This window comes from Metalysinibacillus jejuensis, assembly GCF_003057615.1.
GTDB lineage: Bacteria > Bacillota > Bacilli > Bacillales_A > Planococcaceae > Metalysinibacillus > Metalysinibacillus jejuensis.
This window is the reverse complement of record NZ_QAFW01000001.1, coordinates 51,820-67,512: the sequence shown is the minus strand read 5'-3', so window position 1 is coordinate 67,512 and position 15,693 is coordinate 51,820. Positions and strand designations below refer to the sequence as shown.

The window sequence follows — 15,693 nt, the reverse complement described above, 5'->3', positions numbered from 1 at the left end:
CACACCCACCTATTTTAAAAGCCCTGAGTTGCTTTGTTAAGCAACTCAGGGCATCTGTTAGGATTAGTGACGATTACGATTGCGTAAAAACGCAGGTACGTCTAACTCATCTTCCTGTGTGTAATTATTTTGCGGTTGAGGTGTTGGTGCTTCTTGAACGGGTGCTGGCTTTTCTTGTACAGGTGGTGCTTGACGTGGTTTACGCATAAATTGCGTGCCCATATTTTCCATAGCTGAAGGTGCAGATTGTGGCTCTTCGCTAAAACCTGTAGCAATAACAGTTACAATAATTTCATCTTTTAAATTATCATTAATAACTGAACCGAAAATCATATTTACTTCTTCATCTGAAGCAGCTGCGACAATCTCTGCTGCATCCTGTACTTCATAAAGACTTAAGTTTGAACCACCGGTAATGTTCATTAAGACGCCTTTTGCGCCTGAGATTGATGACTCAAGTAACGGGCTTGAAATAGCTTTTTTCGCAGCTTCTGCCGAACGATTTTCACCAGCTGCAATACCGATACCCATTAACGCTGATCCTTTATTAGACATAATTGTTTTAACGTCTGCAAAGTCTAAGTTAATTAAACCAGGTGTTGCGATTAAATCTGAAATACCTTGAACCCCTTGACGTAATACGTTATCCGCTTCAATGAAAGCTTCTAACATTGGTGTACTCTTATCTACAATTTCTAATAGCTTGTCATTAGGGATAACAATGAGTGTATCTACAGCTTCCTTAAGTGCCGCAATGCCACCTAACGCTTGCTTTTTTCTTTTTAAGCCTTCAAAGCTAAACGGCTTTGTTACGACACCTACTGTTAAAGCGCCTAGGTCATGTGCGATTTGGGCAATAACAGGTGCTGCACCTGTTCCTGTGCCCCCACCCATTCCTGCGGTAACAAAGACCATGTCCGCGCCTTTTAGCAATTCTTCAATTTGTTCACGGCTTTCTTCAGCCGCTTTTTTACCTACTTCGGGATTAGCTCCGGCACCAAGACCACGCGTTAACTTAATCCCCATCTGTAAGCGATTATCAGCCTTTGAATCTTTTAAGGCTTGAGCATCGGTATTAACAGCTATAAAATCCACACCTTGAACGCCATGTTCAATCATACGATTTACCGCGTTATTTCCTCCACCACCTACACCTATTACCTTTATTACAGCCATTTGATCTAAACTCGTATCAAAATCCAACATACTATTTTCCTCCTACCGTAAATTCCCATATTATTCGAACATGCTATTAAACATTTTAACTACTTTTGATTTTAAACTCGGACGTTTTTCTTCGACTTCTTCTGCTTCTGGTTGCGCTTCATAATATTCTTCGGTTTGCGTCACATCTTGCTGTTGCGTTGTCGTTGCAGGTCGTCTATAGAAATTATCTTGCTGTGTAGCATAATCAATTAAACCTACAGCAGCTGCATAGCCTGGCTCACGTACTGAAATAAACTGTGGTGTATAAATTCTAACACGCGTTTGCATCACTTGACGAGTAAGAGGCGCTATGCCTTCAATCATGGCCGAACCTCCTGTTAAAACGACACCGCCTGGTAAGTCTTTAACGCCCATTTGAGCTAAGGCGTCAATCGCAAACTCTATAATTTCAACAAGACGTGCGCCCATAATCTCAGATAAATAACGCTGGCTGTATTGCTCAACTGTATCAGTACCTTCAATTTGCACTTCAAAAAACTCTTGATCTGAAGCATCTTTATAATAGGCATGGCCATATTGTTTTTTAATATACTCTGCTTGCGTCGTTGATGTTTTTAACACAATAGAAATATCTTGCGTAATATTATCTCCACCTAGTGGCACAACGCGTGCATCTTGCAAAATACCTTCCTCATAGTAAGATATCGTCGTTGAACTTCCACCAATATCAATACAAGCTGTACCTTGATACTTTTCATCCTTAGTAAGTGCCGCATGCCCTACAACTAGCGGTTGGAAATAAATTTGATGAATATCAATACCTGCGCGTTCCACACAGCGTAAAACATTATGCATTAAAGTAGCTGATGTTGTAATCATCATAGCATCCACTTCAAGTCGTACACCAATCATTCCTCTAGGATCGGTAATCCCTTCACAATCATCTACGGTAAACTCTATAGGAATAACATTGACCAGATCTCGCCCCTCTGGTAATTTATAACTGCTAGCCGAATCCATTACGCGATGTAAATCATCATTTGTTACTTCACTATTTGTAACCGTTACTACTCCTCGAACACGCTGAATATCTGCTTGATGAGCTGATATGCTAACTACTGCACGCTCCACTTTATAACCTGTCATTCTCTCCGCATGTACAATAGCTTCTTGTACTGATTGCAACGTTTTCTCAATATCCACAATAATACCTTTGCGTAGACCTTCAGAGTGCACGTTACTTTCGCCGATAACATGCAATTGTGCACCACGCATTTCACCGATTACTACCTTTACATTAGATGAGCCTATATCAATCGCTGTATAAATGTTTTGTGAATCCAAAACCGTTGCACCTCCTTATAATTTAGTCTCTTTTGTTCATTTTATTGTATGTGTTAACGTTTGTCTAAGTAAATTCATATAATCTTATGGTTATTTGTTGTTTTTCTTACTTTTTTACGCTCATCATAGCGCACAAGTAGGATACGACGTATTACAGCAATATTTTGAAATAACCGTACACCAAACGCAAATATCGCAGCTAAATAAAGATCCACGCCTAAATGAACACCCAAAAAGGCTAATCCAGCCGCTAATAACACGTTAAAGAAAAAACCCGATACAAATACTTTATCGTCATAAACCTCTTGTAATTGAGCTCTTATACCCCCTAATAGTGTATCAAGTGCGGCTAAGACTGCAATAGATAAATAGTTTTGGTAAATTACAGGTATTTGCATATCAGACAAAAGACCTAACCCTAAACCTAGTAATAAACCTAGTAGTGGTAGCCACATATCATTTAGTCTCCTTTGTCCAATTGTTGTAAATAATTAATCTTTACGGCATCCGCGTATTTTACAATAACAACGTCCTCTTGTGGCTCTCCAATTTCTAATAGCACATCGTCTAAATAAAAACTATCAATAATTGAAGATGCTTCTAACTGTGCCTTGAGCTTTTTAGCATCTTCTATATTTAATGTCCCTACTTGAACCGATAAAGGTGGCATTGCTAGCGGCTTACCATTAACCGTCGTTTTGCCGTTAATATCACGGATTGCAGAAGTTTGTATCAATCTTTGATTATCAATAGCAATTGTCGTCGCTTTAAATTCGTAAAGCGTATTAACGAGTTGCATGAGTAACGCCGGTGGTACCGGATGAAGCGTGGTGCCTAGCGCTATCGCTTCGGGAGACGGCTTAAGAATGAGTTGAATCCCCGGTCCTTGGTAAGGTGTTAGACCGACGCTTTCTTCTAACCTTGCTATCGTTTCTTTAATCGCAACTTCAGGACTGCTTTCTGCTATACTTTCATAGCGTTTCATTACTTCGTTTAATGTGCGAATTTCTTTCAATAATTCAGAGTGACGCTTTTTTTCTTGAGACAATTCTTCGCGAATTTCCCAAACGTCACGCGTATCTCGCTCTACTGGTTGCTGCACAGTATTATAAAGGACGGCCATCATGATTCCTATAATAAATAACACAATCGTAATACGCATAGAGTATGACGTGTTCATTCATTACCCCTCCTTATGTACTTTCACTCACATTCCTTGTTTATTTGCAACCATTTCTATCATACGGTTTTCTTCAACTGTTACGACGATATTATCATGTAGCAATTGATCTAATACGCCTCCTCGCAAATTTAACGAAGCATTGATGCTGTCGTTACTGCCAATGGCTTCTATTGTAAAAGGGGCTGGAAACTGCTTACCGTCTACAACAATGACAGGACCGGTACAACGAATATACGAATTTGTGCGCAATCGTTGACCGTTAACCGCAATAGCCTCAGCTCCCGCAATTTTTAATTCATTAATCACAGTGAAGACATGGCTTTCATGTACAATATACGCATTTGGATTTACATTAGCTGGATTATAATCGGCATCAGCTAACGTCACTCTCACGCCTTTGCCCTTTGCTGAAATAGAACCGAGTAACAAGCGTAAATCATCGGCTTGCGCTACGAGCTTTTCATAATCAGCGTCGACCATTTTCTTCTCATAATCCCGAATAGCTACCGTCATTTCATGTAGCTCTGTCGTCAGTTGTTTATTGCGCTCTTGTTGATCGATTAGCTGCTCACGGTAATTATCTTCGCGTTCATAATCTTGTAAATTAGCAATCGTCATCATTCGCTCTTCTTTCGTTAAATTATAGGAATACCCTATAATAAAACCGGCTGTAATACATACTACTAACACTACAAACTGTTTCCGCGTAAAAGCAAAGCGTTTCATGATTCATCCACACCCTCTTCTTGCTGGTTATCCTCTGCTCGTGTAGGGTTAACTTGTTCGCTCTCTTCAAGTAACGGTTCTTCAAGTAGCGATTCTTCAGGTATTTGCTCATCTACTGTACGGTACTGTTCACTATATGGACGGTAGTACGCACCGACTTCTAAATCAATAACACCTTTTTCACCTACAGGAATTTGCGCCACAATTTCTGGATAATACTTCAATTTATCTGCTAATGTAGGTGTCATAGCATATACTTCAAAACTATCATTCATAAATAATTGGACAAGATAAGGTGAAGTTTCTGTTTTATTATTAGCAATTTGAGAAATGAGCTGTAGCACCTCTGAAGGAAGCTGAGCAAGTTGTTCGGTTAATGCTTTGCGCTCTTCTTTATCATCAAACCCTTGAATTAACGGTGCATCAATAGGTAACAGCCCTTCTTGCTTATAAAACGTGCCATTTTCTAATACTCCTACATAACTCGCCTCTTTAAACATATATGCAACATTACGCCACTCTTTTACAGTTACAACTACAGTGCGCGGCCACTTTTTCTTAATCGTAACGCTTTTAACAATATCTTCTTTCTCTATAGTAGCCTTGCTTTCTTTAATAGGCATCCCCCACATTGAGTCGCCTTTTTCAAAAGAAAGTAAGGCAAGGTACGTCTCTTTAGTAAGCAATTCAGCTCCGTCGATTTTAATCGTTTTGATTTTACTATAGGAAGACTGCATGTAAGCAAAAAGAGCGAATAGCACGAGTAAGACGAGCAATACTACCGTGAACTTTATCGTCGTTTTACGCTTACGTTTACGCTGTAGCTCAGGTAAACGCTCTTCCAAATCAATTACGTTATTAGCCATCCGCTCCACTCCTTTACAATGCGTTTACAGCGTTAATAAATGCGTCACCGCGTAATTCAAAACTTTCATACTGATCCCAGCTTGCGCACGCAGGCGATAAGAGTACCGTGTCACCCAATACTGCGAGTTGATTTGCGATATGCACAGCTGTTGTCACATCATCTGTTAACGTTGTCTCAATACCCTTTTCTTGCATAAATTTTTGCAAGCGTTGCTTCGTCTCACCAAAAGCGATGACATGTTTAACATTCGTTAAGGCATCACCTAATTCGTCAAAGCTATGATGACGCTCTAAACCGCCTGCTAATAATATGGTCGGTGCTGTAAAGGCTAACAATGCACTTTTAGTCGCTAAACAGTTTGTTGCTTTAGAGTCGTTGTACCATTTCACACCTTGTCGATTGCTGACAAATTGCGTGCGGTGTTTTACACCACTAAATTGTTGTAAGACGTGCTGTAAAGGCGCAACTTCACAACCTAATAATAAGCATGTTGCTACAGCTGCTACAATGTTTTGTAAGTTATGTTCACCTGGTAGTGCAATTTGTGCTCTTTCCATAATGGCATCACCTTGCCAATAAATCTTCGTCTCATCAGCGCTAATCCCGTGTGCTGTACGTCCTTTTGTTGTAAAAGGAATTAGTTGTGCTTTACTGCGCTCTGCATAGCGCTTGACAATAGCTTGATCCGCATTATAGATGAAGTAATCGCTAGAATCTTGATGCTTTGTTACAGCAAATTTCGCTTCTGCATACGCTTCAAACGTTCCGTGGTAATCAAGGTGCGCATCGTATAAGTTAAGCAGTACCGCAACTTTTGGTTTAAACTGTGAAACTCCCATTAATTGAAATGAAGAAAGCTCGGTCACAATAATATTTTCTGAAGTAGCTTGTTGAGCGACGCCACAGGCTACGGTACCGATATTACCGGCTACTAGTGGCTTTTTATGTGCCTGTGCTAACATTTCATACACTAATGTTGTCGTCGTCGTTTTACCATTGGAGCCAGTAATACCTACCATTGGCGCTTCACTTACAAGGTATGCAAGCTCCACTTCGGTCCACACAGGTAAATTGCGTGCCATGGCATCCTCTACAATAGGATTGGTATACGGAATACCAGGATTTTTAACAATCAATTCAAACCCTTCATCTAATAAATCTTCCGGGTGACGCCCACAAATAACTGTGATGCCTTTTTCTAACAGCAATTGTGCTTCTTTGTTTTCTTCAAAAGGCTTTGCATCGTTGACGGTTACAAAAGCGCCGAGTTGTTGCAGTAGCTCCGCAGCGGCAAATCCACTCTTTGCCAGCCCTAGCACTAATACTTTTTTATGCTGTAAATTCGTATACGTTTTCATTACATTACCCCCATCATAACGCCAAGTACGGCAGCAAGTATTCCTGTCGTCCAAAATACGATAACTACTTTCCACTCTGACCAACCTGATAGCTCAAAGTGGTGATGGATTGGACTCATTTTAAAAATACGTTTGCCACGTAGCTTAAAGCTACCTACTTGTAAAATTACTGATAATGTTTCGATTACAAAGACAATACCGATTACTAATAACAACATCTCTTGTTTAGTGACAATAGAAAGCATGGCTAGACCGCCACCTAAAGCTAATGAGCCTGTGTCACCCATAAATACTTTGGCTGGATTTTTATTGAATAGTAAGAAACCTAACATTGCACCTGCTACAACAAAGGCGAAAAATGCTACGTCTGCTTGCATTTGTACATAGGCAATAACACCATATGCCGTAAACGCTACTACAGATAAACCTGATGCTAGCCCATCTAATCCATCCGTTAAATTGACAGCATTAGAAAAGCCAACGAGCCAAAAGATTAAAAAGCCCACATATAGCATACCTAAATCTACCGACCACTTAACTAACGGTATCGTTACAGATGTATCAAATTCATTACCACGCAATAACACATATGCAATAATTGCAATAATAATTTGACCAATCAGCTTTTGAATAGAAGTTAATCCTAAATTTCTTTTAAAAATTACTTTTAATCCGTCATCTAAAAATCCGATTACGCCAAATCCTAAAAAGACAAGTAATAGCGTCGATAATTGTGTTGTCATAAAATCAAATACTATCCCCATAACAACCGCTACTACTAAAATAGATACTAAAAAGATTAAGCCACCCATAGTCGGTGTACCTGCTTTTTTAAAGTGTGATTCCGGCCCTTCCTCTCGGATACTTTGCCCAAATTTTAAGCGTTGTAATAACGGAATACCGAACGGTGCAAGCGCTACCGTTAAAATAAATGCTGCGGCAAATACGATTGCCATTGTTGAAACTGTCATGAAAAACGTTCTCCTTTTTATCCATTTATGTAAACACCTAAAGGAGTTGTCACTTTACATGACAACTCCTTTCTTATTAGGCTTACTGCTATCCTACGCCATCTGGCTCAATATTCGGATTATCAAATTGTTGTAATGACTCTCCTTCTTCTAAGCCTTCATAGCCATCTGGCAACTTCGGTTCTAAAGGCATCTCCTTCTGTGCTGGTTCAGGAGGTTGCGTAAACCTTTCCTCTGGCGTTTGTAAACGTAATACGATAGTCGTATTTTCTGTAACTTGTGTACCTGCCGAAACGCTTTGACTTACCACAAAACCTTCGCCATTCGTTTCGATGGATAAACCTGTTAACGCCTCATAAGTTAAAACACTTTGCAGTGACCATCCTGTAAATGACGGCAATGTGCTAGGTCCTTCAGTTTTCAAAAATACACGTGTACCACTTACTACTTTGCTACCTGCTTTCGGTTGTTGATCAATAATCGTATCACCATCACCTATAATAACAGGTATCATACCTTTTGTTTCTAAAGCCATCTGAACATCTTCAACAGGCTGATCTTTATACGATGCTAACGCCATCTTCTCTACAGGCTCAATTTCTGCCGTGCTAACATTTAAGTATTTTAAACTGTTACGCATGACTGAGTTAAACACTTTAGATACAGGCTTTGAACCGTATTCACCTGCACTTAATTGTGGCATTGTAATATCCACATACATAATAATTTGTGGGTCATCTTTCGGTGCCATACCTAGGAAGCCGTATAAGAAGTTATTATTATCAAAAGCATAATAACCGCCACCATCTTCTCTCGGTACTTGAGCAGTAGCTGTCTTACCTGCTACCTCGTACTCATCTAGTTTATAGCTTTGTGCCGATCCGTATTTAGACGTAACAGTTGAAGCTAACACATCACGTACGATTGCGGCTGATTCTTTTGAAATCGGTTGTCCCACTTGTTTTGGCTTATGTTGCTCTACTACTTCACCAGTTGCTTCATCAATGATTTTTTCAATAACGAATGGACGCATCATTTTACCATCGTTAGCAACAGCAGTAGCTGCTTGCACGAGTTGAATCGGTGTAAATGTACTACCTTGACCGAAAGCTGTCGTAATGCGTTCGATAGGCTCTTTCGATAGTAGGACACCGCTCGCTTCATTCGGTAAATCAATGCCTGTCTTTTTACCAAAACCAAACTTGTCTAAATAGCTATAAAAAGTGTCGGATCCCATAATATCTAGCATATGTGCAATCGCTGTATTAGAAGAACGTTGGAAACCTTCTAAATACGTAATCGCGCCCCAACCTTGAAAATTATGGTCATTTACTTCCGTGTTATTAACACGATAGCGACCTGATTGATAATACGCATTTGGTGTCCAGTTGCCACTATCCACAGCTGCAGCTAATGTAAACACTTTCATTGTAGAGCCTGGCTCAATCGTTTGCTCAATTGGCGCATTTAACCAACTCATCCCTTCACCTTCTAAAGTGTCAGGATTAAAGGTTGGTCGTTGTGTAATAGCTAGTATTCTTCCTGTTTTAGGATCTACCATAACAGCTGACATCGCTTTTGGCTTATACTGCTTATACACTTCATCCATCTCTTCTTCTAAAAAGTTTTGAATGTTTTTTACGATGGTTAATTGAAGGGTATCGCCGTTTTTGGGAGGCGTAATATCACGCTTGCTATTCGGTAAAATATAAGACATTTTAGCACCTTGATATTTTAATAAGCCGTCTTCACCTTTTAACAACTTATTGTAAATGGCTTCTAATCCCATCTCACCGACAAGTTCTATTTTACCTTGGTCATTGACGACAGGCTTAGCATAACCAATTAAATGAGATGCGAATGTACCGTTAGGATGGAATCGTTTGGCCTCAGTTGAAAAGTTAATGCCGGGTAAACCCTCTTCTTCAATAGCTTGCTTCGTTGTAAAATTCAAGTCCTTACCAGCGGTACCAAACTCCACCTGTGTTACATCATCAAGCGTCAATTGCTTTAAAATAGCTTTTTCAGACATCTCGATATGTTTGGCTAACACCTTTGCTGTATTTTTGGGATTACTTACGTAAGGGACTTGCATTTCACGCGCTTTAGGCGTATCTAGTATCGCCTGTAAACGATACGTCGTCGTATCTTCTACGATTACTTCGCCTCTTCTATCTACAATCTTTCCGCGTTCTGCCGGCAATATTTCTTTACGCGCTCGAATATCTGCAGCACGTTCTTTTAAGTCATTGCCTTTAATTTCACCTGTCGCTTGAATGTATACAATGCGCGTAAATAAAACGAGAAAAGCGATACCAAAAACAAAGAACAAAAAAACTGCACCTTTGCTTAATCGACGTTTAGTTCGACTCATTTTGCTGGCACGACCTTAACATTTTGTTCACTTTGTGTTAGCCCTAAGCTTTCAGCCTTTTTCCAAATACGTTCAGGTTGTGATAACTCTGTCAAAGTTGCTTTAAGTTCTTTATTTTCCTGTAATTTCGCTTTTGTCTCTAATTCCACACTTTTAATCTCACGTGTCATCTCATAAAGCGTCACTTGACGACTAACTGCTAATGTTGCAAGTCCGATAAAAGCAACGATAAAAACAGCCAATAATAGTTTTTCAAAAGGCGTATGTTTCTTTGCTTTTTTGGGTGCTTTGGGCTTTTGAGATGGTGGTGCTTGAGGTGTCTGTTGTGGAATATTTGGCAATTGTTGATAAGCGCGTTCTGCCATAGTATCACATCCTTTTCGTTAGTTTTTTTCCGCTATCCGCAGCTTAGCCGAACGTGCACGATTGTTAGCTGCTAGCTCCTCTTCTGATGGCAGAATCGGTTTGCGGTTGACTAAACGTAACGTAGGCTGTAAGTGGTCTGGGATAATCGGTAAGTTAGGTGGTAACTCTGGTAATGATGATGCTTCTTTAAATATCGTCTTACATAAACGATCTTCAAGTGAATGGAACGTAATTACACTAATTCGTCCTTTTGGCGCTAAAATTGAGATAGCATCTGTGATAGAATCCTCAGCTGCACCTAGCTCGTCATTCACAGCAATACGCACAGCTTGAAACACGCGTTTAGCGGGATGACCGCCTTTGCGTCTCGCTGCCGCAGGGATGCCCTCTTTTATTAATTCGACAAGCTCAGCTGTTGTTTCAATAGGCTTAACGGCTCTTGCCGCTTCAATTTTACGTGCAACTTGCTTAGAAAACTTTTCCTCTCCATAGCGGAAAAAAATACGTACTAAGTCTTCATACGCCCAGTCATTTATAACGTCACGTGCGGTAAGCGGTGCACTTTGGTCCATGCGCATATCAAGCGGTGCATCATTATGATAACTAAAGCCACGCTCTGTCGTATCAAGCTGCGGAGATGATACACCTAAGTCGTATAGCACGCCGTCTACTTCAGTAATCCCGATAGCTGCTAACTCTTCTTTTAAATATCTAAAATTTGCATGTATAAACGTTACCCTTTCGATATAGGGTGCTAAACGTTTTTTCGCATTATTTATCGCGGTAATATCTTGATCGAAACAAATTAATCGACCTTCATCACTCAGCTGTTGTACTAAATACTCGCTGTGCCCTGCACCACCGAGTGTACAGTCTACATAGACGCCATCTGGTTTGATGTTTAAGCCATCGACCGTTTCGCGTAATAAGACCGTTGTATGATCAAACATAAAACGTATTCCTCCAATTAATCTATCTGTAGTATATCTTCCGCAAATGTCGTAAGTTGCGTAGAAGTAAATGCATAATATTCTTGCCAATGTGAAGTGGACCAAATTTCGATGCGTGTGTCTACACCGATAATCGTACATGCCTTTGTTAACTGGGCGTATAGTAAAAGTTTTTCCGGTATATTAACACGACCTTGCTTATCGAGAGAAAGCTCTGTAGCGCCTGAAAAAAATAAACGGGTAAAAGCGCGTACATTTTTTTTGTCATAGGTAATTGTTTGAGCTTTTTAACCACTTGTTGCCAATCTGTCAGCGTATAAATAAACAAGCATTGATCGAGCCCTCTAGTCATCATAAAAGTATCACCAAGCGCTGCCCGAAACTTAACGGGAACGGTCATTCGCCCTTTATTATCAAGTGTGTGCTCATACTCACCAATGAACAAAATTCTCACCCCACTACTCTAAATAATGTACCACAATTCCCCACTTTCCTCCACCAAATTTGATAGTTATACGCTATCTTCTAAGATTTATGAAATTTCTATTAATTGATGTATAAGTCATTCGATTCATAAAAAAACTAACACCTTCCGAAAAATTTAGGTGTTAGTAAAAATGGTCATTATTTTTTTAGTTTTTTATAAATAAACGACATAGTGCTTATATGACGTCTGTAATTGTCGTTCGCATAGCTCACGAATCCAATCTGTACCACGTGTCGCAATATATTGATACGGATTATAAACGCGCTCTTGTAGACCATCATTTGGCAATATTTCATTAGCGACGTAAGCATACTTTTTTAATTGACCATCGTGACGCGCTAATGCATCATTTTCTATTTTACGTTGCAAGTAAGCAAACTGACGCAAGTGTAAAGCTTCATTTTTCTCTGTGAGCCCCTGTAGCGTAGCAGGCATTAACGGCATAAGTTGTTTATAGTTATCTTGCAACATGCGCTTAGCTTCTTCAATTTGTGCTAAAGCCTCTGTCGGTTGAATACTTTCGATATATGCTTGTTTTTGCTGTTCGTAAGTTTTTGTAAAAATGTCACCTACCGTTAAATCAAGTAACTTTAATTGCTTCTGTACACCCGGTGTAACGAGCGTGAGATGCAAACGCGGTGCAAAGATAGGCATTTGTAAACCCAGTGTCTCAAAAGCTGGGCGTAGCGCTGCCCAATAAGCTAATTCTCCCGGGCCTCCTACAAAGGCTAATACCGGCAGTACCATCTCTTGCATAACAGGACGGGTAACGACATTATTGCTTAAAGCTTCAGGGTTTTCGCGTGCAATGGCTAGCAATTGCGCTTTAGTAAAGTGTTCCTCTCCCGTTGTAAAGCCTTCTTCGGTTTGCGTCAATAAATAACGTGCCCCTTTTTTTACATAAAATAAATTGGCCGCATCGGCATTAGCAAAAAGCGGTGTGCCATACCCCGCTTTATCTAAGCGTGCCTCTTGTGCTGTTACCTGCTTAGCAATCGTTGGTGCGGCTTCAATGATACGCTCAAAATAAGGCGCTTCTAGTTGACGTAATTTGGGATTAGCTGCATCAATCCATAACAAGCCTTGCTCATTAAATAAATGATGCCATAAATACGTAAAGAAGCTTGTAAATGTGGTGCTCTCTGCAGCTGCTTGGCGTAGATGCTGTTCGATTTCTTTCGTATAAAATTGCTCACCGAAATCGGCAATGATTGCATGGATAAGCTGCGTGAGCTTTTCTTCCGTCACTTCTGTTGTAGTGGCCATCGTTTTTTCGATAAATCGGTCTTTGTATTTTCGTTTGTGAATGCCTGTTGCCGTACGCGTATACGTATGGTTAATCTCTTCAATATCGTGGTCCTCGCCCGCAATCCAAAAAACGGGTACGACCGGTACGCCTAGCGCCTCGCTTTGCTGTTTGGCTAGTTGAATAACAGTGATTGCTTTATGCACCGAATATAGCGGTCCTGTTAAAACCCCTGCTTGTTGACCTCCGACAATCGCATAAGCGCCTTCTTTTAACTGTTGTAGGTGATGTTCTACTTTAGGCGATAGTGCATAGACACTCATTGCCTCGCGCATAATAGCGACAAGTTGTGCCCGCTCATAGTGCTTTGTTTCTAAATACGCTAAGCGTTCTTTATAAGCTTCAGCATTATACTTATACGTAAAAAAAGCATGTATAGGGCTATCTTGTGCCCAGTAGTCTTCTACTAATTGATTATGAAGTGGTGGTGTAACAGCTGTAATTTGCATGAAAATAACTCCTTAATAATGTTCATTCTATTTACTTAGTGTAACCTTTCTGTCTCGAAATCAAAATAGTTTTGCTCGCTTAGTGGCTTGTACTATGATAAAACATGCCAATGATTAGCGTTAATACGTATAAGATACTTAAACCGATAAAATAAATACGCCAAATATTGCGCAGTAATTTATCTATAGCGATTTCTTTTTCATTCCGCCATACGTCATATGTACGGTACATCGCAATCACTACAAGTAGGCTAAAAAGCGCAAAACCTAACTTCATACCTGTCAATGCTTCCAGTGCTAAAGGAACTGAAAATAACAGGAGTACTGTCGTTACATCTGCCGCATGACCGATCGTCATATTTTTTATTTTTTTACTTGCTAAGCCACCTAAAATAAACACGCCATGAGGAAACATCAGCATGCTACTTAACAAAATCTGCCCTATACCCACGTACTAATTCCTCCGTTCTTCAATTGCTAACAAGGCATAATAAATCGTTTGCATCATTGGCAACTGACCTTGCCTATTACTTGCCTCCTCAAGGAGTGGGCCAACGATGGTTGGCAACTCACTCGTTCGTTCAGCTAAAAAATCTGCGCGCATCGAAGAGGTATTCATCGCTGTATTGTGACATAATTGTTCCACTTCTTCAATGCTAATAAGCTGTTTTTTATCTGGAAAAACGAGCATGAGCTCTTCATAAAGCGCGCGCATTAATTGGTTAGCATAGCGGTTGGTAACTAGTCCACCGTTACAAATATTAAGTAGCGCAGTTAGCGGGTTAATTAGACTATTCATTAGCGCTTTACGCCACAGCACCTCCTGCACATCACTCACAGCAATGATAGGAAGTTGTGGGTGTTGCAGTTGAAAAAGAAAATGCCCTTCAGCAATGCTTACCGTCATCGCGCCTTGCCCACGGGCATAGACGGTTGTATCATCTTTATTTTCAGCACCTGCAGTAAGTGTGCCCATAATGACTTCACACGTAAACTGCTTTGCGAAAGTTTGATGCGCTAAGCCATTTTGTAAAAATAGCAAGGTCGTTTTCACACCTTTTAGTAAGGGAGCTAAATTAGCTAAGTGATGATATTTAACCGTGACAATATAAAGGTCTGCTGGCGGTAAAGTGAGAGTGGCTAAGACGTTATATGTCGCCGTCACTTCACCTATTACTGTAACTCCTTCATGATTTAATTGTTCGCACTGTTCCTTTCGACGCGGTACTAGCGTTACTTCATGGTAAGGTGCATAATACGTAGCTAATAATTTACCAATAGCACCAGCCCCAATAATGGCAATTTTCATCTTCTAACCTCCAAAAGAAAAAGGCTGCCGCAATGGCAACCTTCCATCATTTTTTTGTTTTCGTAAGAAAGTTGTTTACTGCATCATGATGCGCTTCGCTCTCCCAAAGCTTAGCACATAATCGCACTTCATCCATCACACGCTCATACATATTACGCTCACGCCATTTACGAAGCTCAATCTCTTTGTACGCTTGATGCACAGAAGGATGAATTTTGCGCATATGTTCAATGAAATCATCAAGAGCTTGTTGTTTATCGCCTTCAAACACACGCATTGCCCAGCCAATATCATAAAGTAAATCTGCTTCATAAGGCTTGGCATCAATTAGCATTTTTAATGCGCGGTCATGTCGCAAACCACGCTCAAATAAATACGTGCCGCCACCCCAGCCGCTCGTAATGGCTAATGTTCCTTGAATAAAGCCACACTTCGCATGACTCGCCACTAAACGAAAATCGCAAGCTGTCGCAATCTCACAACCTCCACCTACCGCTGCGCCGTTAATTAATGCAATTGTCGGGACGTTTAATGTAGCTAAGTCATATAAAATTTTTCCCATTTTACTCAACATACCAAAAGCTTGCTCTTCGGTTTCGAGTGCATGAAAGACAGAAAGGTCACCACCTGAGCAAAATGATTTTTCACCGGCGCCAGTAATGACTAAAAAGCGTACATCATCATGCGTTTGGATATAAGTAATAACTTCTTTTAACCCATCCATTACCTCGTCATTGACCGCATTACGCTTCTCTTCACGATCAATCGTAAATGTTAAAATGCCATCTTGTTTATCAATTATGTAAGCCATGAAAATTCCCCCTTTTTAAAATTG

At 40.2% G+C, this 15,693-nt stretch carries 15 protein-coding genes and 1 pseudogene; all 16 read right to left on the bottom strand.

All coding sequences use genetic code 11. The features are described from left to right. Positions 1–63: 63 nt before the first annotated feature. The 16 genes and pseudogenes from ftsZ to DDE80_RS00305 all read right to left on the bottom strand — a co-directional run bounded on the left by ftsZ (position 64) and on the right by DDE80_RS00305 (position 15,669). Positions 64–1,206 carry a cell division protein FtsZ gene (gene ftsZ, locus DDE80_RS00380; RefSeq protein WP_108305709.1) on the bottom strand — a complete coding sequence of 381 codons (1,143 nt, stop codon included), beginning with the start codon at positions 1,204–1,206 and terminating at the stop codon, positions 64–66. Between the two features lie 30 nt (positions 1,207–1,236). Next, complete coding sequence (ftsA, locus tag DDE80_RS00375) at positions 1,237–2,511, bottom strand: cell division protein FtsA (protein WP_108305708.1); 1,275 nt, start codon at positions 2,509–2,511, stop codon at positions 1,237–1,239. A gap of 74 nt (positions 2,512–2,585) precedes the next feature. Continuing rightward, on the bottom strand, positions 2,586–2,966 hold the full coding sequence (locus tag DDE80_RS00370) for a small basic family protein (RefSeq protein WP_108305707.1): 381 nt from the start codon (positions 2,964–2,966) through the stop codon (positions 2,586–2,588). A gap of 5 nt (positions 2,967–2,971) precedes the next feature. Further along, positions 2,972–3,691, bottom strand: coding sequence for a DUF881 domain-containing protein (locus tag DDE80_RS00365; protein WP_108305706.1), 720 nt, complete (start codon positions 3,689–3,691; stop codon positions 2,972–2,974). Positions 3,692–3,718: 27 nt separating this feature from the next. Beyond that, positions 3,719–4,420, bottom strand: a complete 702-nt coding sequence (locus tag DDE80_RS00360) for a DUF881 domain-containing protein (protein WP_108305705.1) — start codon at positions 4,418–4,420, stop codon at positions 3,719–3,721. Then, positions 4,417–5,286, bottom strand: a complete 870-nt coding sequence (locus tag DDE80_RS00355; protein ID WP_108305704.1) for a cell division protein FtsQ/DivIB — start codon at positions 5,284–5,286, stop codon at positions 4,417–4,419. Before DDE80_RS00355 ends, DDE80_RS00360 begins: the two co-directional genes overlap by 4 nt. A gap of 13 nt (positions 5,287–5,299) precedes the next feature. Continuing rightward, on the bottom strand, positions 5,300–6,646 hold the full coding sequence (gene murD, locus DDE80_RS00350; RefSeq protein WP_108305703.1) for a UDP-N-acetylmuramoyl-L-alanine--D-glutamate ligase: 1,347 nt from the start codon (positions 6,644–6,646) through the stop codon (positions 5,300–5,302). After that, complete coding sequence (gene mraY, locus DDE80_RS00345) at positions 6,646–7,617, bottom strand: phospho-N-acetylmuramoyl-pentapeptide-transferase (protein ID WP_108305702.1); 972 nt, start codon at positions 7,615–7,617, stop codon at positions 6,646–6,648. Before mraY ends, murD begins: the two co-directional genes overlap by 1 nt. Before the next feature lie 88 nt (positions 7,618–7,705). Next, positions 7,706–9,991, bottom strand: coding sequence for a penicillin-binding protein (locus DDE80_RS00340; RefSeq protein ID WP_108305701.1), 2,286 nt, complete (start codon positions 9,989–9,991; stop codon positions 7,706–7,708). Beyond that, positions 9,988–10,356, bottom strand: a complete 369-nt coding sequence (ftsL, locus tag DDE80_RS00335; protein ID WP_108305700.1) for a cell division protein FtsL — start codon at positions 10,354–10,356, stop codon at positions 9,988–9,990. Before ftsL ends, DDE80_RS00340 begins: the two co-directional genes overlap by 4 nt. Positions 10,357–10,374: 18 nt before the next feature. Next, positions 10,375–11,307: a 16S rRNA (cytosine(1402)-N(4))-methyltransferase RsmH gene (rsmH, locus tag DDE80_RS00330; protein ID WP_108305699.1), complete on the bottom strand. Its 933-nt coding sequence runs from the start codon at positions 11,305–11,307 to the stop codon at positions 10,375–10,377. Between the two features lie 17 nt (positions 11,308–11,324). After that, positions 11,325–11,752, bottom strand: a pseudogene (mraZ, locus tag DDE80_RS00325) (division/cell wall cluster transcriptional repressor MraZ). Between the two features lie 195 nt (positions 11,753–11,947). Next, positions 11,948–13,549, bottom strand: coding sequence for a bacillithiol biosynthesis cysteine-adding enzyme BshC (gene bshC, locus DDE80_RS00320; protein ID WP_108305698.1), 1,602 nt, complete (start codon positions 13,547–13,549; stop codon positions 11,948–11,950). Between the two features lie 79 nt (positions 13,550–13,628). Beyond that, positions 13,629–14,000, bottom strand: coding sequence for a DUF3397 family protein (locus DDE80_RS00315; RefSeq protein WP_108305697.1), 372 nt, complete (start codon positions 13,998–14,000; stop codon positions 13,629–13,631). Between the two features lie 3 nt (positions 14,001–14,003). Beyond that, positions 14,004–14,858 (bottom strand): 2-dehydropantoate 2-reductase, encoded by an 855-nt coding sequence (locus tag DDE80_RS00310; RefSeq protein ID WP_108305696.1) that lies wholly within the window; start codon positions 14,856–14,858, stop codon positions 14,004–14,006. Positions 14,859–14,904: 46 nt separating this feature from the next. Continuing rightward, the gene (locus DDE80_RS00305) at positions 14,905–15,669 is read right to left on the bottom strand and encodes an enoyl-CoA hydratase/isomerase family protein (protein WP_108305695.1); all 765 of its coding nucleotides are present in this window, start codon (positions 15,667–15,669) and stop codon (positions 14,905–14,907) included. Between the last annotated feature and the right edge of the window lie 24 nt (positions 15,670–15,693).

Excerpts from the sequence above, each read along its gene's own strand:
- DDE80_RS00305 (WP_108305695.1), bottom strand. The coding sequence starts at position 15,669 with ATGGCTTACATAATTGATAAACAAGATGGCATTTTAACATTTACGATT.
- ftsL (WP_108305700.1), bottom strand. The coding sequence starts at position 10,356 with ATGGCAGAACGCGCTTATCAACAATTGCCAAATATTCCACAACAGACA.
- ftsZ (WP_108305709.1), bottom strand. The coding sequence starts at position 1,206 with ATGTTGGATTTTGATACGAGTTTAGATCAAATGGCTGTAATAAAGGTA.
- DDE80_RS00355 (WP_108305704.1), bottom strand. The coding sequence starts at position 5,286 with ATGGCTAATAACGTAATTGATTTGGAAGAGCGTTTACCTGAGCTACAG.
- mraY (WP_108305702.1), bottom strand. The coding sequence starts at position 7,617 with ATGACAGTTTCAACAATGGCAATCGTATTTGCCGCAGCATTTATTTTA.
- DDE80_RS00310 (WP_108305696.1), bottom strand. The coding sequence starts at position 14,858 with ATGAAAATTGCCATTATTGGGGCTGGTGCTATTGGTAAATTATTAGCT.
- DDE80_RS00365 (WP_108305706.1), bottom strand. The coding sequence starts at position 3,691 with ATGAACACGTCATACTCTATGCGTATTACGATTGTGTTATTTATTATA.
- DDE80_RS00360 (WP_108305705.1), bottom strand. The coding sequence starts at position 4,420 with ATGAAACGCTTTGCTTTTACGCGGAAACAGTTTGTAGTGTTAGTAGTA.
- rsmH (WP_108305699.1), bottom strand. The coding sequence starts at position 11,307 with ATGTTTGATCATACAACGGTCTTATTACGCGAAACGGTCGATGGCTTA.
- murD (WP_108305703.1), bottom strand. The coding sequence starts at position 6,646 with ATGAAAACGTATACGAATTTACAGCATAAAAAAGTATTAGTGCTAGGG.
- bshC (WP_108305698.1), bottom strand. The coding sequence starts at position 13,549 with ATGCAAATTACAGCTGTTACACCACCACTTCATAATCAATTAGTAGAA.
- DDE80_RS00340 (WP_108305701.1), bottom strand. The coding sequence starts at position 9,991 with ATGAGTCGAACTAAACGTCGATTAAGCAAAGGTGCAGTTTTTTTGTTC.
- DDE80_RS00370 (WP_108305707.1), bottom strand. The coding sequence starts at position 2,966 with ATGTGGCTACCACTACTAGGTTTATTACTAGGTTTAGGGTTAGGTCTT.